The organism is Zavarzinella formosa DSM 19928, assembly GCF_000255705.1.
GTDB lineage: Bacteria > Planctomycetota > Planctomycetia > Gemmatales > Gemmataceae > Zavarzinella > Zavarzinella formosa.
The window spans coordinates 67,201-91,926 of the sequence record NZ_JH636449.1 but is presented as its reverse complement, the minus strand read 5'-3'; the positions used below and the strand labels follow the sequence as shown (position 1 = coordinate 91,926).

The following is a 24,726-nucleotide window of genomic DNA, read 5'->3' as shown; positions in this document are numbered from 1 at the left end:
CGTGACCGGAGAACCCCAGGCGGCGACTGTTGCGGGCGGGGGCGCCGGGGTAGTTGGCGCCGCCGATGGGGCCGGGGTCGGCCATTCCACCCGCCAGGATTGGATGCGCGGTTCGGCGTAAGCTGTCGGGGCCGGCGCGGTGGTTGTGGGAACCGTGGTGACGGCTGGCGCAGGGGTGACCGCCGACGAATCGTCTCGCGTTTCGACGGCGAGGGGCGGCAGGGAGAGTATCCGCTTCAAGAGGGCGTCAATTTCCTCAAGCTGCTGGCGCGTGGGCAGGTTGTTCGTCGTGGACATGCCGTAGCCTCTCCGTGGCTGGTCGGGCCGCTTCCTGCGGATTGAATAATTGAAGATTCTACCACAGCCCCCGGACGGGTGGGAAGAGAGACTGATCCGGGATCTCGACCTCGCGCAAATCATTAACCGGGAACGGCTTTCATCAGGTTTTCGCAGGTACGCCCTTTTTGCCGGGAACAATTTCTTTAATTCACGCAAGACGGGTAATCCGCACCGGGTCGTGAAACTGTTCCGGTTGTAAGTCCCCCTCACAACCAAAACATCCCGCACACCGGGAAGGTTGGTCATATCGGGAGAATCCGGCTGACGATACAAACTTGCGAGGAATGGATTTTCGGTAATTCGCGGCGTGAAACCGTCGATGGTCTGGGGGAAGCCAGGCGACGACAGGCGTTCCCCGGACGGAAGGAACAATCGCATGATCCGGCGAAAAATGTGGGCGACCATGACGTGTTGCCTGGCCTTGGCCGGGACGGGTCAAGCCCAGACTGACACACCCGCCAAGGCGAGCCTTGGCAAACCGCAGTCCGGTCCGGCGACGCCGGGATACGTGGCTCGGGGCGCGGCCCCGACCTACGCCCCTGGATACCCGCCCGGCTATCCGGCTCCGGCGCCGACCTATTCGGCACCGGTGGCGCCGACGGGAGGCGTCCCCGGCTACGGCCCGGCCTATGTGCCGCCGGGCGGCCCGCAATATGTGGTGCAACCGGGGGCCGCTCCCCAGTATGCGGTGCAGAACGGCAACCCGACACCGGCCTATGTGCCGCAATACCAGCCGAATATCCGGGCGGCCGGGTTCGCCAGCATGCAGACCCCGGCGGCGCCCCAAGTGCTGTCGGCGCCAATGCAAATGCCGATGAACACTGGCCCCATGCCGACCGGCCCGATGCCGTCCGGCCCCATGCCAGGCATGTCCGGTAATCCGGCGACCATGCCCGGCGGCCCGGCCATCTCCAGTGCCATGCCGATGGAATCCGGCGGGGTGACCACCGTGCCGAGTTATAACGTGCCCGGTTCGGGGACGTTTGGCTATGGCTATCCCTCCGGCGGAGATTGTGCCAACGGCAACTGCGCGACGCCGATGATGGGAACGATCCCCGGCGTGATGGATTGTGCCCCGAACTGCGGGCCAAACTGTCCGCTGCCGACCGTCTGGATCGCCCCGGAATACCTCAACTGGAAAACCAAGGGATCGAATATCCCCCCCTTGGTGACCACGGCCCCGCGGGGTTCGCTCGGCACGATCGGCTTGTCCGACACGCGAGTCGCGTTTGGTGGCTCGGACATGCTGAACGACTGGCGCTCCGGCGTCCGCATCCGCGGCGGCGTCTGGCTGGACAAGTGCGAAGGACTCGGGTTGGATCTCGGGTACTTCAGTCTGGCCCAGGCTCGGGATCGCTTCAACGCGAGTTCCAACGGTGATCCGGGGTTGTTCCGGCCGTTCCGCACACCGGGCGGGGCCGAGGACGCCCAGTTGGCGGCCTTCATCGACAACACGCTTGGCCCGATTCTTTCAGGCCGGATCGCCATCAACTCGACCTCTGACTTGATGGGGGCCGAGGCGAATCTTCGCAAGGTGCTGTGTTGCGATCCGTCCGGCCGGTTGGATGTGTTGTTCGGCTTCCGCTACATGCGGTTGCGGGACACGCTCTCGATCTTTGAAGATCTGACCGCCACCAGCAACGATCCGAACGCGGCCGCCCCGTTCGGCACGCGGATTCAGGTGTTCGACCGGTTCCAAACGGTCAACGACTTTTACGGCGGGCAAATCGGGCTGGCTGGCGAACAACGGTTCGGGAACTTCTTCTTCGGTTACCGTGGCACGGTGGCCTTGGGGATCACCCACCAGAAGACGACCATCACCGGGGTGACGAACACCCTGACCCCGGACGGCTCGTCGTCCCAAAGTCAGGGGGGCTTGCTGGCCCTGCCGCCGAACATCGGAACGTATAACTCGGATCGCTTCAGCGTGATCCCGGATGTGCAACTGACGCTCGGTTATCAGGTCACCAAGAACCTGCGGGTCTTCGCCGGGTACAACTTCATGTACTGGTCGAACGTCCTGCGAGCCGGCGAGCAGATCGACCGGACGGTGAACTCCACGTTCATCCCGAATCCGGGGGCCGACGCGGGCACCGGGGCTTTGCGACCGGCCTACACCCGGCACGACACGGGTTACTGGGCGACCGGTTGGAGCACGGGGTTGGAATTCCGCTGGTAACAGCGGAAGAGAAGCAGGATGCTTCGGGGGGCTTCGGCCCCCTTTTTTCGTTGACAGTTGTGAGGAAGAAAAGGAAGAGAAGACTAACCACAGAAGGAAGAAAAGACTAACCACAAAGACGCAAAGATCACACAAAGTTTCACAGAGAAAACAACTGGAGATCGAAAGCAACAAGCAAACAAAAACTTGAAAGAAGCAAAGAGAAAGATCATCGACATGATTGTCTTTCCTTTGTTTCCTTTATGTGATTTCCTTTGCTTCAATTTTGCTTTGATCTTTGTGAAACTTTGTGTGATCTTTGCGTCTTTGTGGTTAGTCTTCTCTTCCGCTATCATTTCTCCATGTCTGCAATTTGTCGATTGTTGCCGCGAATTAGTGCCGCCGGACCGGATCTGATGGCGTTGGATGAAGCCATTCTCCATACTGCCCTGAAATCCGGGCAAGCCACATTGCGGTTCTATGAGTGGGCCGAGCCGACCATTTCGCTGGGCTATTTCCAGAACCAGGCCGAACGGCTGGAACATCCCCTGCTGAAGTCGCTGCCCTATGTCCGACGGCACACCGGCGGGGCGGCGATCATCCACCATCATGAGTTGACGTATGCCCTCGCGTTGCCGGCCGGTTCGCCTTGGCACACCTCGGAAAGCTGGTTGTGTCGGTTTCATCATGCCGCGCAAAAGGCGTTGAGGAATTGGGAAGTCACGACCGTGAAACCCGTCGTCTGCGGCGACGAAAAGAAACTTGGCCCGTTTCTCTGCTTCCTGCACCAGACACCCGGCGATCTGGTCACGCACGGGGCCAAGATTGCCGGCAGCGCCCAACGCCGACCGCACGGGGCGACGCTTCAGCATGGGAGCATCCTGCTCGCCCAAAGCGAACACACGCCCGAATTACCCGGTTTGCGCGAACTGACTGGGACGGATATTTTGCCGGGCGAGCTTGCTTCCGCAATCTTGGATGTGCTGGCCGGGGAAACCGGCTGGGCATTTGAACCGGGCGAACTCTCCGGGGAAGAACTGGCCGATGCCGCCCAGATCCGCGAAACCAAATACGCCTCTCCCGAGTGGAACGACAAACGGTGACACCTCCGATGCGACACATTTTCTTGCTCGGCTTGTTGGCTTTCCCGGCGGCCGCGTTCGCCGATCCTCCGGTTCGCAAGCCGGTCGTCCTGACGGACGAGGCCAAGGCTATCCACATGGAAGCTTTGGTGGCGGACGGCCACAACGACCTCCCGTGGCAGATGCGTGAAAAGGGCTCCCTTAGTTTCTCCTCGCTGGACATCAGCCGGGACCAGAAGAAACTCCAGACAGACATCCCCCGGCTTCGCAAGGGCAACGTCGGCGTCCAGTGTTGGGCGGCGTATGTCCCGGTGGAAACCATGAAGCAGGGCATCGCCGTCAAACAGACGCTCGAACAAATCGACGTGATTCACCGGATGGTGAAAACCTACCCGGACACCTTTGAGTTCGCCACGACGGTCGCGGACATCGAACGCATTCGCAAAAGCGGCAAGATTGCCTCGCTGATCGGCGTCGAAGGGGGCCACAGCATCGACAACTCCCTCGGCGTCCTGCGCATGTACCACCAACTCGGCGTGCGTTACATGACCCTCACCCACACGCAAACGCTCGATTGGGCCGACGCCGCGACGGACAAGCCCAAGAGCAACGGTCTGTCGAAGTTCGGCGAAGATGTCGTCGGCGAGATGAACCGGCTGGGCATGATGGTTGATCTGTCGCATGTTTCGCCGGACACGATGAAACACGCCATCCGAATCAGCAAGGCCCCGGTGATTTTCTCCCACTCATCCGCGCGGGCCTTGGCCGACCATGCCAGAAACGTGCCGGATGATGTTTTGAAACTGACCTCGGCCAACGGCGGCATCGTGATGGTGAATTTCTACAGTGGCTTCGTGGTCCCCGAGGCGGCCCGCATTCGCAAGGATATGTTCAATGCGGCAAACGAGATTGAGAAGAAATATCCCGACGAAGCCAAACGTCAGGAAGCGATGAAGGAATGGCGCCGGGCGCACCCGATCCCCAAGGGGACCATCCACGACGTGATCGACCACATTGAACACTTGGTGAAAGTCGCCGGCATCGACCACGTGGGCATCGGCTCGGACTTTGACGGCATCGACGCCTGGCCCGAACAACTGGACGGCGTGGACTCTTACCCGCTCATCACGCAGGAGTTACTCAACCGTGGATACAAGAAGGAACAAATCCTCAAAATCCTCGGTGGCAACTTCATGCGAGTGATGAAAGGTGTCGAAGCGGCGGCCGGGAAGTGAGCAAACGAAAAGAGCAAGAAACGAAGACTTCTCGCAAAGTTCGCTAAGAACCGCAAAGCTCGCAAAAGAGCAACTGAATTGCATTAATCACTCTTCCACGGCTGGAAGAATTGAGAATGACATTTCAAAAATCTCTTTTGCGAGCTTTGCGGTTCTTTGCGAACTTTGCGAGAAGTCTTCGTTTCTTGCCCTCCCTCAGATCTAATTACCCCTGGCTCATTCGCCGGTTCAAATACAACCCCAACGCATGGGCGACCGGGGTGTCCGTCCGCATCAGGTGGTAATCAACCTGAAGTTTACCGGCCCGTTCCCGCAACTCGGTTTGAAAGGCGGCCAGATTCTTCAGGTAATCCTCTCGCAGTCGGCGGGGATCGACGATCTTCTTTTCCCCGGTTAGTTCCAGATGCCGGAATTGGGTGAGCCGCTTGTAGGGGAAATCCATCTCCTCCGGGGCCATCACCTGAAACAGCATCACCTCATGGTTGCGATGCCGCAGGTGTTGCAGGGCTTTGATCATCGGATCAATGCCGTCGAAGAAATCCGACAGGATGATGACCACTCCCCGGCGTTTCAGATGGTGCCCGGCCAGTTCATCCCACACGGTGGCCAGCGATGTTTCGCCCCCCGGCACAGTGCCTTCCAGCGTGCGGAGAATTTGAAGGAGATGTTTCGGGCTGGCTTTCGGAGTGATGAGCGTCCGAACCTTGGTGTCGTGGGTAATTAATCCCACCGCGTCGGCTTGGTGGAGCATCAGGTAAGCCAGACTCGCCGCCACTTGAGAGGCATATTCCAGCTTGCTGGGTGACTTCTTCGATCCGCGAAAGCCCATGCTCGCGGAGGCATCAACGATCACATAAGCCTTGAGATTGGTTTCTTCCTCGTATTCCTTCACATAGTAACGGTCGGTTTTGCCGAAGGCCCGCCAGTCGATGTGGCGAATTTCATCCCCGGCGACATATTGCCGGTGTTCGGCAAACTCCACGGAAAAGCCCTTGAACGGGCTGCGGTGGATGCCGGTGAGGAATCCTTCGACCACGCCGCGAGCCAGCAGCGTCAGACCGCCATATTTGCGGAGTTCGGTGGGATCAAAACGGACCATCGGCGGGAATTCCGGTCGGCCAAGCCATGCGGGAGTATCTCTGTTTAGGATAGCATTCGGTGAAATGAATCCTCGCCCGAATTCCAATCGCATCGTTTCAATGTGTCTGGTATCATGTGATTCTGCCTGCCATCAGCCCCTCGGGGTCTCTCCATGTTTCATGCCGGTCAGTTCCGCAGCCGATTGCATTCATCGATGAGCCGCCGGTCGTTTCTGACGGCCGCCGGGTCGCTTCCGTTTGCGATGGGCTCAGCCCTCTCGACGCCGAACACGCCGCCGGAATATGGGGAGGCCAAGGCCAAATCCGTGTTGGTTCTCTGGCTCTGGGGTGCCCCGAGCCACATTGACTCTTTTGACCCGAAACCGAACGCCGCCCCCGAGGTTCGCGGGCCGTTCGGCACGATTCCCACCAAGGTCACCGGCCTGCGTTTCACCGAACTTTTTCCGAAGATGGCCGCGCAGGCCGACCGCTTTGCCCTCATTCGGTCGATGCAGAATCAAGACGGCGACCATCTCAAAGCCGGGTCCATCGGCCTCACTGGAATGCTCGACGGGAAAGAGGGAAAAGCCCCGAACTTCGGCTCCGTGGTCGCTCGTGTTCGCGGCGGCCGGGAATTGCCCGGCTTCGTGTCGGTGGGCCGGGGGATTCCGCGTGATGTGGTCGGCCTAATGAAAGGCTACGGCGGCGGCAATTGGGGCCGGACGCATGATCCGTTCATGGTGAATTGTGCGGAGAACGGCGAAACCGATGTCCCCTCGCTGAAACTGCTCGACGGCCTTTCGCCTGATGTGTTGACCGACCGCCGTTCGCTCCTCGCCGGGTTGGATAAACTCCAGCGAACCGCCGACAAAGCGGAGGCCGCCAAATGGGACGCCTCCACCCGGCGTGCCTATGCCCTGCTGACAGCCCCGGAAGCCCGCAAAGCCCTTGTGCTGACGGATGAAAAGGAATCTCTCCGGGATGCCTACGGCCACACATCATTCGGCCAATCATGCCTGCTAGCCCGACGGTTGGTCGAGGCGGGAGTGCCGTATATTCAGGTGAATTGGAGCCAATACGTCGAGGCGATCACGCCCAATTGCGATTTCGGCTGGGACACCCACATCGCCCAGTTCGACCTCCTCCCCGACCGGCACGCCCCGATCCTCGACCGGGCCTACAGTGCCCTGATGGATGATTTGCACGAACGTGGTTTGTTGAAAACAACGCTGGTGGTGGCGATGGGGGAATTCGGCCGGACACCCCGCATCAACGGGCAAGCTTCCCGCGACCATTGGCCGCAATGCTATTTCTCCATCTGGGCCGGGGCGGGCGTTCGCGGCGGGCAAGTGATCGGCGACAGTGACAAAACCGGATCGTCCCCGCTGACGGAGCCGATCACTCCCGGCATGGCCGGAGCCACGATGCTCGATTTGGCGGGCGTCAGTTCAGCCAAACGCGCGGAACTCGGCGTCCTTGGCGGCACACGGGTGATCCATGAACTTTTCTAAACTCGCCCTGATTGGGTTGTTGCTCACCAGTTCGTTGACCGCCGCCGAGCCGATTCGGCTCACCACCGACGGCGGCACGAAATCCGATCTGGCGTTCACGGCCAAGGGAGACGAAATCGTCTTCACTTCGCTCGATTTGCCAACGCTGCTCACGTTGAAACGGCTGAAACTGGCCGACAAAACGATTGACCGGCTCCACCCGTCGGCCACGACCTCCGAATATGAATCGACTCATACGCCGGACGACGGGATGTATGCGTTCATCCAAAGTCGCGGCAACCTGAACATGCGACTGGTGATCCGCGAAACAAAGACCGGCAAAGAAAACGTCTTCGACCCCAGCGGCGGCTTTTCCTCGATCCGGCGCCCGACATTCCACCCCTCCGGGGAGCGGGTCGCCTTCGCCATCCCGGCCGCGACCGGTCAGGAAATCGCCTCCGTGAACAAAGAGGGCAAGGACCGCAAACAAGTGGCCAGCGGCGGCATCAACAGTTGGCCGACTTATTCGCCGGACGGCAAGAAAATCGCCTTCTGCTCCAGCCGGGACGGGGACTTCGATTTGTACGTGGCCAACGCCGACGGATCGAACCCCAAACGAGTCATCAAACTGGCCGGGATGCAATCCCACCCCGCTTGGTCCCCGGACAGCCAGCGAATCGCCTTCGCCTCCAACCACGGGGATAATTACGACCTGTATGTGGTGAATGTTGATGGCACCCACCTGAAGCAACTGACCAACCACCCGGAACGAGATGACTACCCCGCCTGGCATCCGGATGGCAAACGAATCGTATTTGTGGGAGAACGGAAGGGGAAGTTGGATTTGTATTTGATGGTGGTTGATTGAAAGTAGGTCAGGCTTTCTAGCCTGACAGATCTGTCAGGCTAGAAAGCCTGACCTACTTGGTAGCCCGGTTTCACGGCAACTTGCCCCACGTTTCTTCCATCAATTTGAAGATCGCCGGTTCGGCCTGTTTCAACTCGGCGCTGTTGAACGGGAAGAAATCGTTGCGGCCCAGATAACTCTCCGTCATTTCGGCGAAGAACTCTTTCTGGTTCGTCAGGGCGTAGTGTTTGTTGGATGTCGAGCCGTTGATGTGCAGCACTTCCTTGCCGTGACCACTTTTCACATAGTCCTGCCAGATGTCTTTGATCTTGGCGTTCTCGAAATCCAGCACTTGGTCGTGATAGGCGTGGGCCAGTTCGTGCATGACGGCCCACGGTTGTTCCCGTTGATGCCGGGGGTTGACGAAATACCGGGCGTTCGGAATGTGAACGCACTTGGCCAGCGCCCGGTCGTAGCCCTTGCCCGCCAGCCAGTCAACACTCGGGTGATATTGGGCCGGTTTCAGTGTGTCATAGGTGAAATCGAGCCAGATCGGCACCTTCCGCAACCGCGTCAGCTTCTCGGCGGACAGTACCAGCGTGATTTGATGAAGCTGCCCCTCGACGCAATGAATCGCCGTCTTCCCGGTGTCGGCCTCCGGCCCGCTGAGAAGTCGATCATCAACCCGCACTTCCCAACCGTGAATGGTTTTGGTTGTGTGCGAGGCGGGCTTCGATGGCGGCGGGTCGGCGGCGAAGGAAAGGGTGGAAAAGAGAATGAGAATCAGCAGTGTTTTGATTCGCATGCGGTCTACTCCGGTTTGTCGGCGGCTGTCATAGAGAGGCTGTTTCCATTGGTTTGCGGGCAGCCAGTTGTTCGATTAAGGCTTCCAATAACTCATCTGGCGGCGAATCAGTCATGGTAGTTTCTCTGCCCTGCCGTCCTACACATACAACGCATCAGTGCCCGGACTCGCACTCCGCACTCGCTCCGCGAATCCGGCGTAGAAGAACGGAATGTTATCGCCAGTATCACCGCCGAGACGGCCCCGCACCTTGTTCCACGCGAGGATGGCGACCCGAAAAATCGGCTCGCCCACCACCAGCACTGGTTGATCTCTTTGATCGTGCCAGAGATAACGACCGCCGAATGATCGTCGGCCGACTTCCAAGATGTAACACCCGATGTCTTGAGCCAAGGTTGTGAGATGAGCCGGTGTCATTTCACCAGCGAATTCAGCCGCCTCGGCGAGCATCGCCTCAACAGCCGCCAGGCTGGCTTCCGAATAGTCCAACTCGCTTCCATTCCGCGATTCGCCCGAGGCGACAACTTTCGCGGCAGAATGAGCGATCTGTTCGGCGAGATCGGCCACTTAATCTCTCACACCAAAGTCTCTACAGTGGTTATCCCAACTTCGGCCGTTTTGTGTGCCAGTCGGTGGCGGCTTCGTACATTCTGGCCACTTGCAACATCTTTTCTTCCGCGAACGGCGGGGCTTGGATTTGCAGGCCGATGGGGAGGCCCGTCTTCGAGAAGCCGCACGGGATGCTGATGCCGGCAATGCCGGCGAGGTTGCAAGAGATGGTGTAAATGTCCGAGAGGTACATTGAGAGCGGGTCGGCGGTTTTTTCGCCGAGTTTGAACGCAGGGGTCGGGGCGGTCGGCCCCATCACCACGTCGCAACTCTCGAAGGCTTTGTCGAAGTCGTTCTTGATGAGGCGGCGAACCTTGAGGGCTTTCAGGTAATAGGCGTCCTTGTAGCCGCTGGAAAGGGCGTAGGTTCCCAGCATGATCCGGCGTTGAACTTCCTTGCCGAAACCTTCCGCGCGGCTCTTGCTGTAAGTGGCGATCAGGTCGTGCTTGCCCTTGGCGCGGTGGCCGTAGTGCATGCCGTCGTAGCGGGCCAGATTGCTGGAAGCCTCGGCGGTGGCCACGATGTAATAAACCGCTACCGCGTATTTGCTGTGCGGCAGGGAGACTTCCTTGATCGTCGCCCCGAGCTTTTCGTATTCCTTGAGGGCTTGCTTCACGGAGGCTTCCACCTCCGGGTCCAGTCCCTCGCCGAAGTATTCGCGGGCGACGCCGATAGTCAGCCCCTTCACCGGCGTGTTCAGCGTCTTCGTGTAGGCGGGAACTGGTTCATCAACACTCGTGCTGTCGCGGGGATCGTGACCGGAGATCACTTCCATCAGCAGGGCGTTGTCCGTCACGTCGTGGGTGAATGGGCCGACTTGGTCGAGCGAACTGGCGAAGGCAATCAACCCATACCGCGACACCCGGCCATAGGTCGGCTTGATGCCGACGATGCCGCACAGGCTGGCCGGTTGCCGGATGGAGCCGCCGGTGTCCGTCCCGAGGGAGCAAGCCGCCTCGCAAGCCGCGACGGCCGCCGCCGACCCGCCGGACGACCCGCCGGGGATGCGTTCCAAGTCCCACGGGTTGCGGGTGGTTTTGTAGGCGCTATTCTCGGTGGACGAACCCATCGCAAATTCGTCCATGTTCGTCTTGCCGATCAGCACGGCATCGGCCGCCTTCAGATTTTCGATCACATGGGCGTCGTATGGAGGGATGAAGTTTTGCAGCATTTTGCTGCTGCAAGTCGTCGGCAACCCCTTGGTGCAAAGCACGTCCTTGATGGCGATGGGCACCCCGGCCAGCGCCCCGAGCTTTGCCCCGCTCTTGCGCTTGGCGTCCACGGCCTTCGCCTGTTCGCGGGCGAGAGCCTCGTCGACGAACTGGTAAGCCTTCACTTCACCGTCGCGGGCCTTGATGGACGCGAGAAAGGCATCCGTGATCGCCTCGGCGGTGGCTTCGCCCTTCGCTTGCAGGGCAATCAATTCGGCGGCGGTGCGTTCGATCATTGTGGTTAGGGTTTAGGGGTTGGGGTTTAGGGGTTAGCAAGCAAAGACAGCGTGATCGTCGGTCTTGTTGAATTATGGAACTTTGACAATCAGTCCGCGTTATTCGTAAACGGCGGCACCAGACAAAGCGACGGCGATCAGGCTCCATTGTGCGGTTTCAGGATTGGTTTCCGGAGAATTGTTGAGACACCATCCTGGGAGATCGTGCAAGTACCGAGAAAGAGCGTCGAGAAATTTGGGCAACGTATCGTTTTCCCATCCGGCGGGATTGGACTCCAAGTCAGCCGCCAGATGATCGATAAATGACACCAAGTCGTCCCTTGAATGGATCGCCATCGGATTGTCCATCCCGGACCTCATTTTACGATGACTAGCCTCGCTTCGTCCGTGTCACTTTGGCGACAACTTGTTCCCACGTCAACGCCCGGCTTGGGTCTGCGTCGTAAGCAGCCAGTCGTCTGTGCAGTTCAATCAATAACTCCGGGCTCGGAGCAGACTCATGATAGTCGCCCAGATTGTGAGGCTGGCAATCAGAAAGTCCATGAGGCCGGCGTGTGGCCTCAGAGCGAAGATGTTCCATAGGGATGCCTGCTAACCCCTAAACCCTAAACCCTATCCCCTAAACCCTAACTTCAATGACTCAAATCATCCCCAGCGTCCAGAATCGCGGGGACGGCGAAGAAGTCGCCGCTGCGGGCGGGGGCGTTTTTCAGGGCTTCGTCGACCGGAAGGGAGGGACGGAGTTCGTCGGGGCGGAACACGTTTTTCAACGGCAACGGGTGGGCCATCGGCTCCACGTTGTCCGTGTCGAGTTCCTTCAACTGATCGACATAACTGAGGATGGCCGAGAGTTGTGTGGTCATCGTGGCCAAGTCGGCCTCGGAAAGATCGAGGCGCGCGAGCTTGGCCACTTTGCGAACGTTATCAATGTCCATGCCGGAGTTCTCCCGTCCCGTCGTTCCGGGGCGCGGCACGCGGGGACAGCCCGATGGGGATTAGACCGTGGGGGTGGCGAAAGCCTTCCGCTTCACCGGACGGGTGATCCGGCCGCTGCGGATGCACTGGACGCACACGTTGGCCCGGACGGTCTTGCCGTCGAGGACGATGCGGATGCTCTGGAGGTTTGGGTAATAGACGCGGCGGGAGGTGCCGGTGATCTTCTTACCGACCCCGCCGAGGTACTTGGCCTTCCCGCGATAGGTCTTCTGGTTGCCCACGGCAGGCGTCTTCGCGCAAATCTTACACTGCATGCCCATGACCGGCTCACTCCGAATAATCAAAGGACCGGCATCATTCCGGTCCGTGCGTATTCTGCAAACAACTGGTATAGGAAACGGGGGGGCGGGAGGGCAAGAGCCGACGAGAAGGGAACCCAAGATTGTGCGGTCGGGCTTCCTGTCGCGAGTTGTCCGCATCACGGCCCCGGTCGCACGTCAATTTGCCAGTTTAGCAGTTTGCTCGGCTGTCCGACGCCGTTCAAACTCACGTCTTCGATCTTCAATTTCCATGTCCCTTTGGCGGTTGTGGCCAGCAGGGAACTCAGCGGCGACGCGGGTTGATAGTCGCCGCGGTAGGGGCCGGAACCGGCAGTGATCGATCGGGCGGCTTCATCCGTAAAGGTCATGTTTGTCAGGTTGTCGCCGGTCAATGTGCCGTCATTGGCCAAAAGGAAGGTCGCCCCGGTTGGGGAGATCAGTGTCAGACGCAAGTCGGCCAGATTGGTGTGCTGGACGTTGACAGTTATTGCTAGCTGGCCGATGGAAATGGCGTCCGGGATGACGATGGAACTGATGAGCGAATTCTTGCCATCCGGGATGTTCGCGGCAACGGGACTCGATTGATACACGTTTTTATCCACAACCTTTACGAAAACGGCCGTGTCCGCCGCCTCCAGATAAAAACCGTTGCTGTTCACGTCAAAGCTGTCGCCCAATGTATCCGCGACATTCGGGCCGATCTTGATTGTGTAGGCTCCCGCCTTCGTCCAGACGGCCGTCGTCACCAAGAATTTGGTCGGATCGCCAGCCACGGGTTTGACAGACAGGACGCCCACGGCCGCATTCTTCGGATTGAACACCTTGAAGTCAGCGGTGGTCACGGTGGCCGGGTTCATGGACGAACCAAATTCGACCGTGAATGACCGATAGAGGTTGGCAAACGTACTGGCCGCGTCGTTAATCGGGGTGACCGCCACGACAGAGAGGGATTGGCGGGCATCATCCGTGGTGAATGTCAGGCCCCAAGAATTGAGGACTCCAGTCATGCCTGTCGAGTTGTCGATGACACGGAGCTTCCACGTTCCAATTGAGGATGTGCCATTGAGCGACGCCAGTGTAAGCGTGTCAAAATCCGGTTTGAACACCGCCTTGAAGGGGGCGGCCGAGGGGGGTGAGAGGAGCTTTGTCGATTGTTCGTCGAAACGAGTGTCAGTCAGATTGTCGCCGAGGCCACCCCGGTGGTTGAAGAGCCGAATCACGGTGTTGTTTGGCGAAACCAGATCAATTTCCAACTCGCCGACCGCCGGATGTTTGAGATTCACCCGCACATTCAGGTCGCGGATGTTGAAGGCCCGGTTCACGACGAGAGGGAAATCTGTCGTCGCGCCATCGTCAATGGGAGCGGGCGTCAACGGGGTCGAATCGAACTTGAACACATCGGCGGCGTAAAAATCATCCAGTTCGCCGGTGGTGTTGTCTTCGTCCGTATCAAGTTTGATGCGAGCAAGAGACTGAATATTGGGCGAGAGCGCCACCCGGACGCCGCCCGTCCCGGTGATCTTTTGGGGCGTAAACAGCAAATCCACGTCTGTCAGCGATCCCGGCACAGGTCGCACGCCCGTGAGAGCCACCGCTCCGCCGGCCGGGCCGGTGATTTTGATGTTGGCGGCGATCAGAGTTTTGCGATCCACCGGGTAATTAAAGCTCACCCTCGCGCCAGTCACCAAGCCGGTGACGGATTCGGTGGCTGTCAATGCTGTCACTCGCAACGGATTCGGCGGAACATATTGGGCCATCGTGCCGGTCACAAAATACTGGCCGATGCTGCCATACTTGGAATACCCGGTGGTGAGCGGATTGCCCGAGCCGACGCCCGAAATTCGCAGATAGAAGGGGTTCGTTGACGAAATCGTCGCGGTGATCTTCGCGGCCATCGAATTCGACGGATCGGACGTGGCAATGACCGCCCCGGTGGAGTCGAGCAATTCAGCCTTGATGTCGAGATTGGGGTCAGGCAGATACGGGTTGATCGTGATGGAAAGCGGGCCAAATCCCGGTTGCAATTTCAGGACATCCATGTCCGTGTTTCGCTCGATGACTCCGTTGGCCGAAAACGTCGTCGGCGTGGTCAGGGTGATATTGCCAGCGGCGGCAATGGTGTCGCCGTAATCGTCCGGCCGATAGCCGAATCCGTTCTGGGTGGTGATGATGGCCAGATCGTCTTCATGGTTGTCAGCATTGGCATAATCACCGTTGTTCCATTGCGTGACGGGCCGGTCGTAACCAGCCCCCATGATCGGCGCCCAGCGCCCCTGCCCGCCGTAATAGGAATTGAGATTGGTGCCTGTCCCGTCATGGCTCAGTCCCAAGGAATGACCGACTTCGTGGCTTACCGCCAGGGTGATGTAATCGACGCGATTGTATTGCGTGTTTGCGAACACAAAATTAGGGCAGTCGTTCACACCATCGCCGTAATACTCGAACCGGGTTAAAGTGACGCCACCAGCCGGTTGCTTAAACCAATCGCCATACGATCCGCCAATACAAACACGGACACCCCAATGAGTGTCCCCCCCGCCGCTATCAAGGAGATTTTGAGCGCCCGGGTCTTCGGTCGTCACATCAACGTCAAAAGGAGCAAAATCTTCGGAGACTCTGGCCCAAATGGCCTGAATTCTGGCTCGCTCATTCGTGGAAAAAGTGGTCGGGCTTCCTTCAAAGTTGTAGGGAGGCGTAACAATCGAACTGAGAGACGTGTATTGATTCCAAGCCGTGTTGACGGTGGTATGGCCGGTAAAGTCCAAGTAGATGACTTTCGTGGCCGATGGCCTGCTGTGCAGCAGGAAGGTTTGATCCGCCGTCGCCGCAGCCGTGGCGGCCGGAACCATTTGCGGGTCGGTTTCAACCGTGGCCGCCACCGGGCCTGAACCGGGTGGCGGCGGCGGGAATGCGTCCGGCGCCGTGGTCACACTGAACACGGCTCGGGTTTCGAGAAAATCCAACTGCAGGGTGCGAGTCTTCAAAGACCGAAACGAAGCCATCGTGACTTTTCCGGAGAATGATCCAAGGAAAAATTTTGTTGATTGGTTATACCTGTTTCCAGATTTGCCGCACAACAGCGAACCGCACTCAGAAACCAGAGAACTTCACGCGGATCATGTCCGAGTGAAGTTTTAGGATGTGAGAGAATATTTATGTTGTGGGTGCGGGTGGCCCTGAGACAAGCGAGCGAACCGAGGCAAATGTTCGTTTGCTGAAAAGTAATCCAGTCCTGCCTCATCAAGGCCGTTCTTCTGGCCGACCCAGCACACTGTCCAACCGGCGAAGACCGGCGCCGACTTGGCCGCGATCATTCACAAAAATGTCGTCCTGGTCGATTCCGACGTTCACATGGGAACAAAAGCGGACATTCCCGCCGAGGAAGAGGACGTTTTGCCCGTGGGGATGGTTAAGGCTGGCGTGGCATTCTCCGTTGCGCATCGGGGCGTCGGCCAGCAGGGGCATTGATCCGTCGTCGGCCCGGACATGGAGGCCGCGAAGTTCGCCGGTTCCGTCCCGGTAGCCGAGAGAGTAGGAATAGTTGGCAAAAGGCAAATTGCCCGGCGGCGCGGGGGCGGCCGCGCAGCCGAAGTGTTCGTTCGGCCCGAGGCTGCCGGTCTCATCCAAGATGGTCACAATCCGGGCGACTTTTTCGCCGTCCTCGATCAGCGGCAGCCAGCCTTCACGGCGCTCGGCATAACTGGTGGCCGCCTCGTGGAAGCGTCGCATGGAGTTTTGGCAGGTCATCCGGTCGTTTTGTTGCCGCCAGTGGATGACGGCCGGGAACAAGAGGGCCAGCCCGGCGAGGGACAGGCCGATCGTGGCGAACACGTTCCATTGACGAGGCAGACGAATTTCCGGATCGCTCGCGGGCATCAAGGTGACCGGCGTGATCTCACAATTGGCAAGTTTGACGGCCTTCGACGGCGTCAGCGAGCATCCGTTGAGGCGGGGCTTGGCGCCGCGGCCACAAACGGGCGGTTCTTCAACAACTTGAGAGGGAGGCCCCTCGGTGGCCACCAGATGCTCGGCCACGCGGGAAATCGTCCGGAGCCAGAGATCCCTAGGCGGGGCGACATCATCCTTGTCGGCCGCCAGCGGGGCGAGGGCGGTTTCCAGCGTCTCCAAACTTCGGCGGGTGCGGGGATTGCAACAAATCAACCGCTCAACCTCGGCCTGCGTGGCCGGGTCGTTCGCCTTGAGAAGATGGCCGAGGAGAACTTCTTCGATCTTATTGTTCATGACTCACCCCCCTCACATCTCGGGGAGTGAGGGCGTTTCCGTCCAGGATTCATGGAGTTTAATCAACGCGGCATGCAGGCGAGATTTCACGGTTCCCAAGGGTATGTTCAGGGCATCGGCGATGTCCTGATATTTCAACCCCTGATAGTAGGCCATCACCACCACCGACCGCAGAAATTCCGGCAAACGGTCCACACAGGCCCGCACCAGTTCCCGCGTCTCGGCGGCGTCGGCATGGTCGAACGGATCGGCTTCGCGGGCTTCGAGCATGTCGAGCAACCCGCGATGCTCCCCTTCCGTCTCAACCTCGACCTGTTCCAAGCTCACCGTGGGCCGCCGACCGACCTTCCGCATGGCGTCGATGGCCTGGTTGGTGGCGATGGCATAAAGCCAGGGCCGCACCGGCCGTCCCGCCTCGAACTGGCCGGCTTTGGAAAAGACCTGCACGAACGTGGTTTGGAAAACATCATCCGCGAGATCCGCGTCCCCCAGATACCGCCGCAGGTATCCAAAGAGTTCCCGCTGATACCGCCGGACCAACGCGCCGAAGACGTCTCGCTGCCCCTTTTGGAAGCGTTTGAGAAGTTCCTCGTCCGAATAGTGAGAGAGCGGATCGAAATCGGCCACGGCCGCCTGTTGGTTGATACGTCGGAAAGAACGGCCGGGTTCACGGCCGGGTCAATCCGCGGGAGGGCAACAATGGTATCTCAGCCCGAACCGGCCCCCCCGTCAAGCCCGCGCGGTGAGGAAAGTTGATTTTCACTCCTCCGATGACCGGAAGATGACAAGGAGACAAGGTGACACGGAGACACGGTGAAAAAGACATCTTCGCCTCGACTCGAATGCGGGTTTTTTACCTTGTCTCCGTGTCACTTTGTCTCCTTGTCATCTTCCGGGTCCTTGTCGCAACCGACGTTTGAACGCAAAACAAGTGGGTCACATCGGTTCGCCGAAACAGAAGGATTCGATCATGTCCAGCACGCACGAGCATTTGGAACAAGCGGAACATGCCCAGCACGCGACCCATTCCAAGTTTGACAAACGGGTGGCCATCAGCATTGCGATGGTGGCGGCCGTCCTCGCCACCGTTTCCATGATTGCCCATCGAACCCACAACGACGTGTTGCGGCTCCAAAACGAGGCGAGTGTCAAGGAAGTGAACGCCTCGAACGGCTACGCTTGGTATCAAGCCACCCGCGTCCGGCAACTAACTTTGGAGATCAACCGGGACGCCCTCGACCTCCAGCCGGCGCCGACTGACCCGGCCGCCGCTCAAAAGCGGGAGAAACTGGTGGCCGGGTGGAATGCGAAGATCGACGAATACAAAGCGGACTTGAAAGTCCGCAAGGACAGCGCTGACGGCGACAAGAATCGCGCCAAAGAATTGGCGAAGGAATCCCACATCAAGCATGCCCAAGGCAACCGACTGGACATCGCCCACTTGGCCGTGGAACTTGGCTTGGTGCTCTGTTCCATCGCCGTGCTGACCAAACGCAAAGCCTTCTGGCTCTCCGGGATTGTCTCTTGCGCGCTGGGCATCGGCATCACTCTCTCGGCGTTCACTGTGACCGCCGAGCATCATGAGGAGCACCCGACGGAAAGCCACTAATAAAAACCAAGGATGAGGGATGAAGGATGAAGGATGAGGGATGAAAAAAAACAAGAAAGGACTGCGTGATCCGGTTTTCTTTTCATCCCTCATCTTTCATCCCTCATCCTTGCTTAAAATGATTGAAGCCCCTGAAAGAAGACTGTGGCATGAAGCGTGTCGTCCTGGCGATGTCTGGTGGTGTTGATAGTTCGGCGTCGGCCGTGCTGCTCAAGGAGCAGGGGTACGAGGTCATCGGCCTGTTCATGCGCACCGGTGTGCATTCGGAGGAGGGGGACACACGGGCCGATCACAAAAAAGGGTGCTGTTCCGTCGTGGATGCGGGAGACGCCCGCCGTGTGGCCGACCGGCTGGACATCCCCTACTACGCCCTGAATTTCGAGCGAGAATTCGACAAGATCATCGACTACTTCTCGGACGAATACCTCGCGGGCCGGACGCCGAACCCGTGCGTTGTGTGCAATAACTATCTGAAATTCGGTCAACTCTGGGAGTTTGGCAAGCAACTCGACGCAGATTTCATCGCCACCGGGCATTATGCCCGCATCCTGACCGGGCCGACCGGCGAACCGGAATTGCACAAGGGATTGGACCCGGAAAAGGACCAGTCTTACGTCCTCAACGGCATCAAGCGGGACATTCTCAAGCATCTGTTGTTCCCGGTGGGGGCGTATCAGAAGTCCGAGATTCGGGCGTATGCCGCCAAAGCGGGGCTGGCCGAGGTGGCGACCAAGCCGGACAGCGTGGAAATTTGCTTCGTGCCGAACGGGGACCATGCCTCCGTGATCCGCAAGCGCCGGCCGGATTTGCAAACCGCCGGGAACGTCGTGGACACTGAGGGAACCGTTCTCGGCCAGCACGACGGCTATGAACGCTACACCATCGGCCAACGAAAGGGCCTGGGCATCGCCGCCGCCGGAAAGCGGTATGTGTTGAACATTCTGCCGGAAACCAACACCGTCGTTTTGGGCGAACGCGAAGGGCTGATGTCCGCCGGGCTGACCGCCTCCCGCGTGAACTGGCTGATCGACACCCCGGCCGAACCGCTGCGATGCGCCGTAAAGATACGCTATCGCAACGCCGGTTCCCCCGGCACCGTGACCGTCACCGAAAACGACGGGGCCACGGTTGTCTTTGACGAACCCCAATCGGCCGTCACGCCGGGCCAATCGGTCGTGTTTTACGAGGGTTCCCGCGTGCTGGGCGGCGGGTGGATTGAATCACGTCAGTGAGATTTTTCTCTGGTAATCCCGGTAAAAATTGACTGCCGGGATTGCCTTCCCATCATCCGACGCACTCGCATTTCCCATTGACATGTGTCTTCATTTTTACCTGATGTCCGGCAAAACGAAAATCCTGAGAAGCATGCCCTTGTCAAGCCAAAATGTTTGAGATAACTTATTAGCAACGTTAATGAGATTTAATCTCATTAACGTTGCTAAGGTTTGTTTTGCCTGCCTCCGGGATGCGTTCCAACGCTCACCTCCGCATCATTGCCCGCCAAAGTTTCCCGGCATCCGGAGTATCCCGACATGAGCCGTCGCGCGTTCACGCTTATTGAGTTGTTGGTGGTGATTGCGATCATCGCCATTCTGATCGGGTTGCTGCTTCCGGCGGTCCAGAAGATCCGGGAGGCCGCCAACCGGATGAAGTGTTCCAACAATCTCAAGCAACTCGGGCTGGCCTTCCACAACTATTACTCGGGAAATGAGCGGTTTCCCGCCGGGTATGTCAACACCCCGGCGATTTCGTATTGGGGGGTTCAAATCCTTCCTTTTATCGAACAAGACAACGTCCGGAACAATTACCGTTTTGATTTGGCTTTCAATCACGCCGACAACCAAACCATTGTTCAGACGCCGATCAAAATCTTGGTTTGCCCGTCGGTGCCCGGCGGCGACGGGCGAATGGATTCGCTGGCGGGCAAACTTTATGCCATCTCCGACTACGCGACTCCTTGGGGTGTTCAGGCGACCCAGTACACCAACGGATTTGTGACCACGACGCAACCAGCCGACTCCAGTGGCATCATGATTTCGACCGTCAATGTTTATTGCACGTTGAGCCAGGTGACTGACGGGACATCAAACACATTCCTCTTGATTGAGTCTGGAGGCCGCCCGGACAACTGGAGGAACGGAGTCAAAGGAACGAATGCCGTGAATCTGGGCGGCTGGGCCGAATTCAATGGCTTTTTGGTTCGCGGCTTCAAAACAGACGGTACAGACACCTACAGTTCAACGGCCGGCGGCCCGTGCATGATTAATTGCAATAACTTTTACTCCATGTATGCCTTTCATACCGGCGGGGCCAATAACCTCTTTGCAGATGGTTCCGTTCGGTATGTTCGCCAAAGTGCGTCGGCGACCATTATTGCGGCTCTCATTACTCGGGCCGGCGGCGAGATTGCTTCGGAGAATGGTTGACATGCGAATGTGGTTTTCGGCCGGATGTCTGTTCTTGGCGGCGGGAATTCTTTCAGCCCAACCGGCCCCTTCGACCGCCAAATCTTCGCGGCCGGAATTGACTCTGGAGCAGGCGAAAACGCGGGCCGCCGAACTGCGAACGGCTTACGGCAAACCGGCGGCTGAATGGCCGAAACCAACTCTTGATCCGGGGACGGAGCATCGCGAACTTGGTTTGCTTCCGGAAGTGATTCACCCCAAGGACAATCCCCACTCCAAGGACAAGGAAGAACTCGGCCGAGCCTTGTTCTTCGACGGCCGATTGTCCGGCACCCGGCAATCAGCCTGCGCCAGTTGCCATGACCCGGATCTGGCTTGGGCGGACGGACGGACCACCTCTTTTGGCCACGACCGCAAACCGCTGAAACGCAACGCCCCCACGGTGGCCAACACTGCCTTTGCCACCGCTTATTTCTGGGACGGCCGCTCGGCTTCGCTGGAGGCACAAGCCAAGGCGGTCCTTGCCAACCCGGATGAAATGCGCGCCGACGAGAAGGAACTGACGGGGCGGTTGGAAAAAGCGCCCGGCTACACAGAGCTGTTTGAAAAGGTCTTCGGGGACAAAGGAATCACCGTTGACCGCGCGGCGATGGCCATTGCCTGTTTCGAGCGAACAGTGGTCGGCGGCCGCAGCCGGTTTGACACCTTCCTCAAAGGGAAGCCGGAAATCCTGTCCGATTCCGAGGTGCGCGGATTGCACTTGTTCCGGACGGATGCCCGCTGCCTGCACTGTCACAACGGCCCGACTCTGTCAGACGGCAAATTCCACGATGTCGGTCTGAGTTACTACGGGCGGGAGTTTGAAGACTTGGGGCGTTTTCGAGTGACGAAGGCGAAAGCCGACGTGGGAGCCTTCCGGACGCCTTCCCTCCGAAACGTTGGGAAAACTAGTCCATACATGCACAACGGTTTGTTTGATTTGGATGGCGTGCTGCGAATGTACAACGCCGGAATGCCGACGTTGAAAAAGACCGAGAAACACAAAGACGACCCGAATTTTCCGACCAAGTCGCCGCTGCTCAAACCGCTTGGGCTGAACAAACAAGACTTGGCCGATTTAGAAGCCTTTTTGCGATGCCTGGACGAACCAGCAAGACGAGTGAGACCACCGGCCATCAGTCTGCCAGTGAGTGAAATTGAAAAGTAGGTCCGGCTTTTCAGCCGGACCTACTTTTACCAGCCTGACAATGACAATCAGGCAGGTCTTAGACAATTCATTATTGGCTGTCCGACAGTTTCACCGTCTGGCGTTCGCGGAGCAGTTGCTCGATCGGCCCGATCTTGAAGCCAATCAGGGCGACGTTGGGCATCAGGATTTCATGACGGTCGGCCCCGGCGGTTCGCACGCTCAAGTCGCCGCTGCCGAAGCCGAGGAAAATGTGCCGGAACCAGTCGTCCCGGTGTTTTTCCACGGTCATTCCCATCGTGTCGTACACCTTTTCCCGGCCGCCGATCTGTTCGCACACCCGGATTTGGCCGGGCATGAAGATGATGTAGGACCGGTTGTCAAACACGAAGGTCGCCAGCGCCCAGCCGCCGAACACCACAGTTCCCAACATCAGGTAGCCGGCCATGTTGATGAAGATGTGCAGGCCGTACAGGGCGGAGAAAATGTTGTCCCACCAGCCGAACAGGCTGATGAACAGCGATCCGGTCACGCAGAGGATGACCGCCACCAGCGACCATAACCCCCGTAACGGCACATTGGTAATGATGATGACCAGACAGAGGATAATCAGGTAAAGCGGCCCCATCCACGATTTGTTGCTGACGCGCGGAATGAAATGGTATTTGTTGCCGCCCGCCTCGACCGGGGTGATGATCTTGGTCGATTCGTGCATGTCGCCGTCGATGTAAATCGCCGTCTTGACGCCGGGTTCCTTGGAGATCACCAACTCGGCGTTGGACGGCAGCACGGCCAGCCGGTCGTTTTCAACCAGTGTCCACAGGGCGAACACAAAGCCGAAGAGCCAGACCGGCCACCAGTAAAAGAGGTGGGAGTGGCTGACAATGCGGATTTCACGCATGTGGGTTTGCGGGGAGTGCGTCGGAGCCGGGACGTCCGGTGCGGGTGTGGACATCGATATTGATCCTGAATTAAGTTTGATTGGTTGGACTTAGGGATATCACTCCGTTCGCCGGAAGTCGCGTAATATTGCAATTTTTCGCGCCGAACTCACATGGTCATCCGCAGGCTGGCTTGCCCGCCCCGGCGTCGTGCTTCGGGTTGGAGACATCCACAAACACGTCTCCGTTTTGCACGGTCACCGGGTAACAACCGATTTTGATTTTCGGGTTGTCGGCCCAGGCGCCGTCCTTCAGGCGAAACCGCCAGTAATGCCACGGGCAAGTCACGATGCCCTCCTCCACCGGGCCGCCGGAGAGAGAGGCCCCGGCGTGGGGGCACATGTCGTCGATGGCGAAAAAATCCCCGCCGACCCGGAACAGGGCGATGCTCTTGCCCGGCCCCTGCAACACGCGGGGATTCTCCTCCGCGATGTCCTCCGCCCGCCCGACTTTCACGAGGTTGCTCATGATTCAAATCACCTTGGATGCCGCCGATGAATCGAAACGTATTGTAACGGGAAGTGTCCGCCCCGACCTGCCGGAAAGAATCCGAATGCTGGAAGTGGAAGCCAAGTTTCGCCTGCCCGATCCCGCCGCCTTTCGGCAACGGCTGACCGACCTGCGGGCGAAATTTCTGGGCGAAGAACGGGAAGCCGACATCTATCTGGGCGCCCCCGACCGCGATTTCGCCCGGACGGACGAGGCCCTGCGGTTGCGGGTCGGCGGGGAGGGAACCCGCCTCACGTACAAAGGCCCCCGGCGGGACGCCATCACGAAGACCCGCACGGAATGCGAGACAACCATCATCCCCGGCGAACAGGCCGCCGCCGAAATGTTAAAGCTGTTCGGGCATCTCGGTTATCGCCGGGTGGCCGAGGTTCGCAAATTGCGGCGAACCCACGAATTTCTGCGGGGTCATTTTATTGTTCATGTGTGCGAGGATCATGTCGAGAAGGTCGGTCAGTTCGTGGAAATCGAGATCATTGTTGATCGGGAAGACCATTACGAAGCCGCCAAGGGAATGCTCTTTGAGATCGCGGCCGAGCTTCGGCTGACCGAACAAGAAGGCCGTTGCTACCTCGAACAACTCCTCGGCCACACGACCGTCCCCGGAGGGGAAAAACCATGCTGACGCCGGTGGTTCCGAGCATTGCCGAGGTTCGCCAACTTGTCCGGGAAGCCCGTCAGGCCGGCCGCCGGGTTGGTTTTGTCCCCACGATGGGCGCGCTTCACGCCGGTCATGCCGCCTTGATTCGGCAGGCCCGGCTGGAGACGGATTTTGTGGTTGTCTCCATTTTTGTGAACCCGACGCAATTTGGCCCGACCGAGGACTTCGGCAAATATCCGCGCACCTTGGAAGATGATCGGCAACTCTGCACGGCCGTCGGCACGGACCTGATCTTCGCCCCCGACGCGGCCACCATGTACCCGCCGGATGCCTCGACGTTTGTGGAAGTCCCCGCCCTGCAAACCGGTCTGTGCGGCGATCGCCGGCCGGGGCATTTTCGCGGCGTGGCGACCGTCGTGCTGAAGTTGTTCAACATCGTTGCCCCGGATGTCGCCTATTTCGGCCAGAAGGATTACCAGCAAGCCCGGCTGCTCCAACAGATGGCCGAAGACTTGAATGTGCCGACGCAAGTGGTCATGTGTCCGACTGTTCGCGAGTCGGACGGGCTGGCGATGAGTTCCCGCAATCGGTATCTCTCCCCCGTCGAACGCGGCCATGCGGTGTGCCTGATTCAATCATTAGAACATGCGAAGCTCATGCTGGCCGCCGGGGAGAGGCATGTCAACCTGCTGGTCCGCGGCATGGTGGACATCCTCGAACAAACACCGGGCGCCCGGATTGATTACGTGGAGATTCGGGACGCCAAAACGCTTCAACCCATCGGGGTCGTCGAACGCCCGGCCGTTGCCGCCCTGGCGGTGTTTCTGGGAACCACCCGTCTGATCGACAATCTGATTCTGAATCCCTAACCACTCGTCAGGCAGGCTC

24 protein-coding genes and 1 pseudogene are annotated in these 24,726 nt (G+C 58.9%); 11 read left to right on the top strand and 14 right to left on the bottom strand.

Going from position 1 to position 24,726, the window contains the following annotated elements; translation table 11 throughout:
• A pseudogene (locus BGIM_RS65265) lies at positions 1-297 on the bottom strand (hypothetical protein); the annotation flags it as partial.
• Between the two features lie 418 nt (positions 298-715).
• Here BGIM_RS65265 and BGIM_RS0140610 point away from each other — a divergent pair.
• The 3 genes from BGIM_RS0140610 (at position 716) to BGIM_RS0140595 (ending at position 4,814) form a co-directional block, all read left to right on the top strand.
• A complete protein-coding gene (locus BGIM_RS0140610) occupies positions 716-2,518 on the top strand; it encodes a BBP7 family outer membrane beta-barrel protein (RefSeq protein WP_040891851.1) in 1,803 nt (600 codons plus the stop codon).
• Between the two features lie 341 nt (positions 2,519-2,859).
• A complete protein-coding gene (locus BGIM_RS0140600) occupies positions 2,860-3,600 on the top strand; it encodes a lipoate--protein ligase family protein (protein WP_157369803.1) in 741 nt (246 codons plus the stop codon).
• Positions 3,601-3,608: 8 nt separating this feature from the next.
• The gene (locus BGIM_RS0140595; protein ID WP_020475335.1) at positions 3,609-4,814 is read left to right on the top strand and encodes a dipeptidase; all 1,206 of its coding nucleotides are present in this window, start codon (positions 3,609-3,611) and stop codon (positions 4,812-4,814) included.
• A 205-nt stretch (positions 4,815-5,019) separates the two neighbouring features.
• Here the strand turns inward: BGIM_RS0140595 and BGIM_RS0140590 are convergent, their stop codons facing one another.
• The gene (locus BGIM_RS0140590) at positions 5,020-5,913 is read right to left on the bottom strand and encodes a DUF58 domain-containing protein (protein WP_020475334.1); all 894 of its coding nucleotides are present in this window, start codon (positions 5,911-5,913) and stop codon (positions 5,020-5,022) included.
• Positions 5,914-6,066: 153 nt separating this feature from the next.
• Between BGIM_RS0140590 and BGIM_RS0140585 the strand changes: the two genes are divergently transcribed.
• Positions 6,067-7,404, top strand: coding sequence for a DUF1501 domain-containing protein (locus tag BGIM_RS0140585; RefSeq protein ID WP_020475333.1), 1,338 nt, complete (start codon positions 6,067-6,069; stop codon positions 7,402-7,404).
• A complete protein-coding gene (locus tag BGIM_RS0140580; protein ID WP_020475332.1) occupies positions 7,391-8,251 on the top strand; it encodes a TolB family protein in 861 nt (286 codons plus the stop codon). The genes BGIM_RS0140585 and BGIM_RS0140580 overlap by 14 nt, the downstream gene beginning before the upstream one ends.
• 70 nt (positions 8,252-8,321) lie before the next feature.
• Here the strand turns inward: BGIM_RS0140580 and BGIM_RS55080 are convergent, their stop codons facing one another.
• The 10 genes from BGIM_RS55080 to BGIM_RS55065 all read right to left on the bottom strand — a co-directional run bounded on the left by BGIM_RS55080 (position 8,322) and on the right by BGIM_RS55065 (position 17,216).
• Positions 8,322-9,035, bottom strand: coding sequence for a M90 metallopeptidase family protein (locus BGIM_RS55080; protein WP_020475331.1), 714 nt, complete (start codon positions 9,033-9,035; stop codon positions 8,322-8,324).
• A 138-nt stretch (positions 9,036-9,173) separates the two neighbouring features.
• Positions 9,174-9,602, bottom strand: a complete 429-nt coding sequence (locus BGIM_RS55075) for a hypothetical protein (protein ID WP_020475330.1) — start codon at positions 9,600-9,602, stop codon at positions 9,174-9,176.
• Positions 9,603-9,633: 31 nt separating this feature from the next.
• On the bottom strand, positions 9,634-11,091 hold the full coding sequence (gene gatA / locus BGIM_RS0140565; RefSeq protein ID WP_020475329.1) for an Asp-tRNA(Asn)/Glu-tRNA(Gln) amidotransferase subunit GatA: 1,458 nt from the start codon (positions 11,089-11,091) through the stop codon (positions 9,634-9,636).
• Positions 11,092-11,190: 99 nt separating this feature from the next.
• Complete coding sequence (locus BGIM_RS0140560; protein ID WP_020475328.1) at positions 11,191-11,439, bottom strand: DUF7660 family protein; 249 nt, start codon at positions 11,437-11,439, stop codon at positions 11,191-11,193.
• Positions 11,440-11,461: 22 nt separating this feature from the next.
• Positions 11,462-11,671, bottom strand: coding sequence for an addiction module protein (locus BGIM_RS68515; RefSeq protein ID WP_072022314.1), 210 nt, complete (start codon positions 11,669-11,671; stop codon positions 11,462-11,464).
• A 52-nt stretch (positions 11,672-11,723) separates the two neighbouring features.
• The gene (gene gatC / locus BGIM_RS0140555; protein WP_020475327.1) at positions 11,724-12,026 is read right to left on the bottom strand and encodes an Asp-tRNA(Asn)/Glu-tRNA(Gln) amidotransferase subunit GatC; all 303 of its coding nucleotides are present in this window, start codon (positions 12,024-12,026) and stop codon (positions 11,724-11,726) included.
• Positions 12,027-12,086: 60 nt separating this feature from the next.
• The gene (gene rpmB / locus BGIM_RS0140550; protein ID WP_020475326.1) at positions 12,087-12,347 is read right to left on the bottom strand and encodes a 50S ribosomal protein L28; all 261 of its coding nucleotides are present in this window, start codon (positions 12,345-12,347) and stop codon (positions 12,087-12,089) included.
• A 158-nt stretch (positions 12,348-12,505) separates the two neighbouring features.
• Positions 12,506-15,349, bottom strand: a complete 2,844-nt coding sequence (locus BGIM_RS59160) for a proprotein convertase P-domain-containing protein (protein ID WP_020475325.1) — start codon at positions 15,347-15,349, stop codon at positions 12,506-12,508.
• Between the two features lie 238 nt (positions 15,350-15,587).
• Positions 15,588-16,589: a hypothetical protein gene (locus tag BGIM_RS0140535; RefSeq protein ID WP_020475324.1), complete on the bottom strand. Its 1,002-nt coding sequence runs from the start codon at positions 16,587-16,589 to the stop codon at positions 15,588-15,590.
• A gap of 12 nt (positions 16,590-16,601) precedes the next feature.
• Positions 16,602-17,216, bottom strand: coding sequence for an RNA polymerase sigma factor (locus tag BGIM_RS55065; protein ID WP_020475323.1), 615 nt, complete (start codon positions 17,214-17,216; stop codon positions 16,602-16,604).
• Positions 17,217-17,559: 343 nt separating this feature from the next.
• On the opposite strand from BGIM_RS55065, the gene BGIM_RS0140525 reads away from it, so the two are divergent.
• From BGIM_RS0140525 to BGIM_RS0140510, 4 genes are all read left to right on the top strand, one after another.
• Positions 17,560-18,198 (top strand): DUF4337 domain-containing protein, encoded by a 639-nt coding sequence (locus BGIM_RS0140525; protein ID WP_157369802.1) that lies wholly within the window; start codon positions 17,560-17,562, stop codon positions 18,196-18,198.
• 149 nt (positions 18,199-18,347) lie between these two features.
• A complete protein-coding gene (mnmA, locus tag BGIM_RS0140520; protein WP_020475321.1) occupies positions 18,348-19,430 on the top strand; it encodes a tRNA 2-thiouridine(34) synthase MnmA in 1,083 nt (360 codons plus the stop codon).
• Between the two features lie 300 nt (positions 19,431-19,730).
• A complete protein-coding gene (locus BGIM_RS0140515) occupies positions 19,731-20,624 on the top strand; it encodes a DUF1559 domain-containing protein (RefSeq protein WP_020475320.1) in 894 nt (297 codons plus the stop codon).
• Position 20,625: 1 nt separating this feature from the next.
• Positions 20,626-21,810, top strand: coding sequence for a cytochrome-c peroxidase (locus tag BGIM_RS0140510; protein ID WP_020475319.1), 1,185 nt, complete (start codon positions 20,626-20,628; stop codon positions 21,808-21,810).
• A gap of 70 nt (positions 21,811-21,880) precedes the next feature.
• Here BGIM_RS0140510 and BGIM_RS59155 read toward each other — a convergent pair whose 3' ends face one another.
• Entirely contained in the window at positions 21,881-22,744 is an 864-nt protein-coding gene (locus BGIM_RS59155) for a hypothetical protein (protein WP_029631648.1), read from the bottom strand.
• 103 nt (positions 22,745-22,847) lie between these two features.
• Positions 22,848-23,198: a Rieske (2Fe-2S) protein gene (locus tag BGIM_RS0140500; protein ID WP_020475317.1), complete on the bottom strand. Its 351-nt coding sequence runs from the start codon at positions 23,196-23,198 to the stop codon at positions 22,848-22,850.
• On the opposite strand from BGIM_RS0140500, the gene cyaB reads away from it, so the two are divergent.
• Positions 23,197-23,862 (top strand): class IV adenylate cyclase, encoded by a 666-nt coding sequence (gene cyaB, locus BGIM_RS55055; RefSeq protein WP_020475316.1) that lies wholly within the window; start codon positions 23,197-23,199, stop codon positions 23,860-23,862. The two genes, BGIM_RS0140500 and cyaB, sit on opposite strands and share 2 nt — an antisense overlap.
• Positions 23,856-24,707 carry a pantoate--beta-alanine ligase gene (panC, locus tag BGIM_RS0140490; protein WP_020475315.1) on the top strand — a complete coding sequence of 284 codons (852 nt, stop codon included), beginning with the start codon at positions 23,856-23,858 and terminating at the stop codon, positions 24,705-24,707. Before cyaB ends, panC begins: the two co-directional genes overlap by 7 nt.
• The last annotated feature ends 19 nt before the right edge of the window (positions 24,708-24,726 follow it).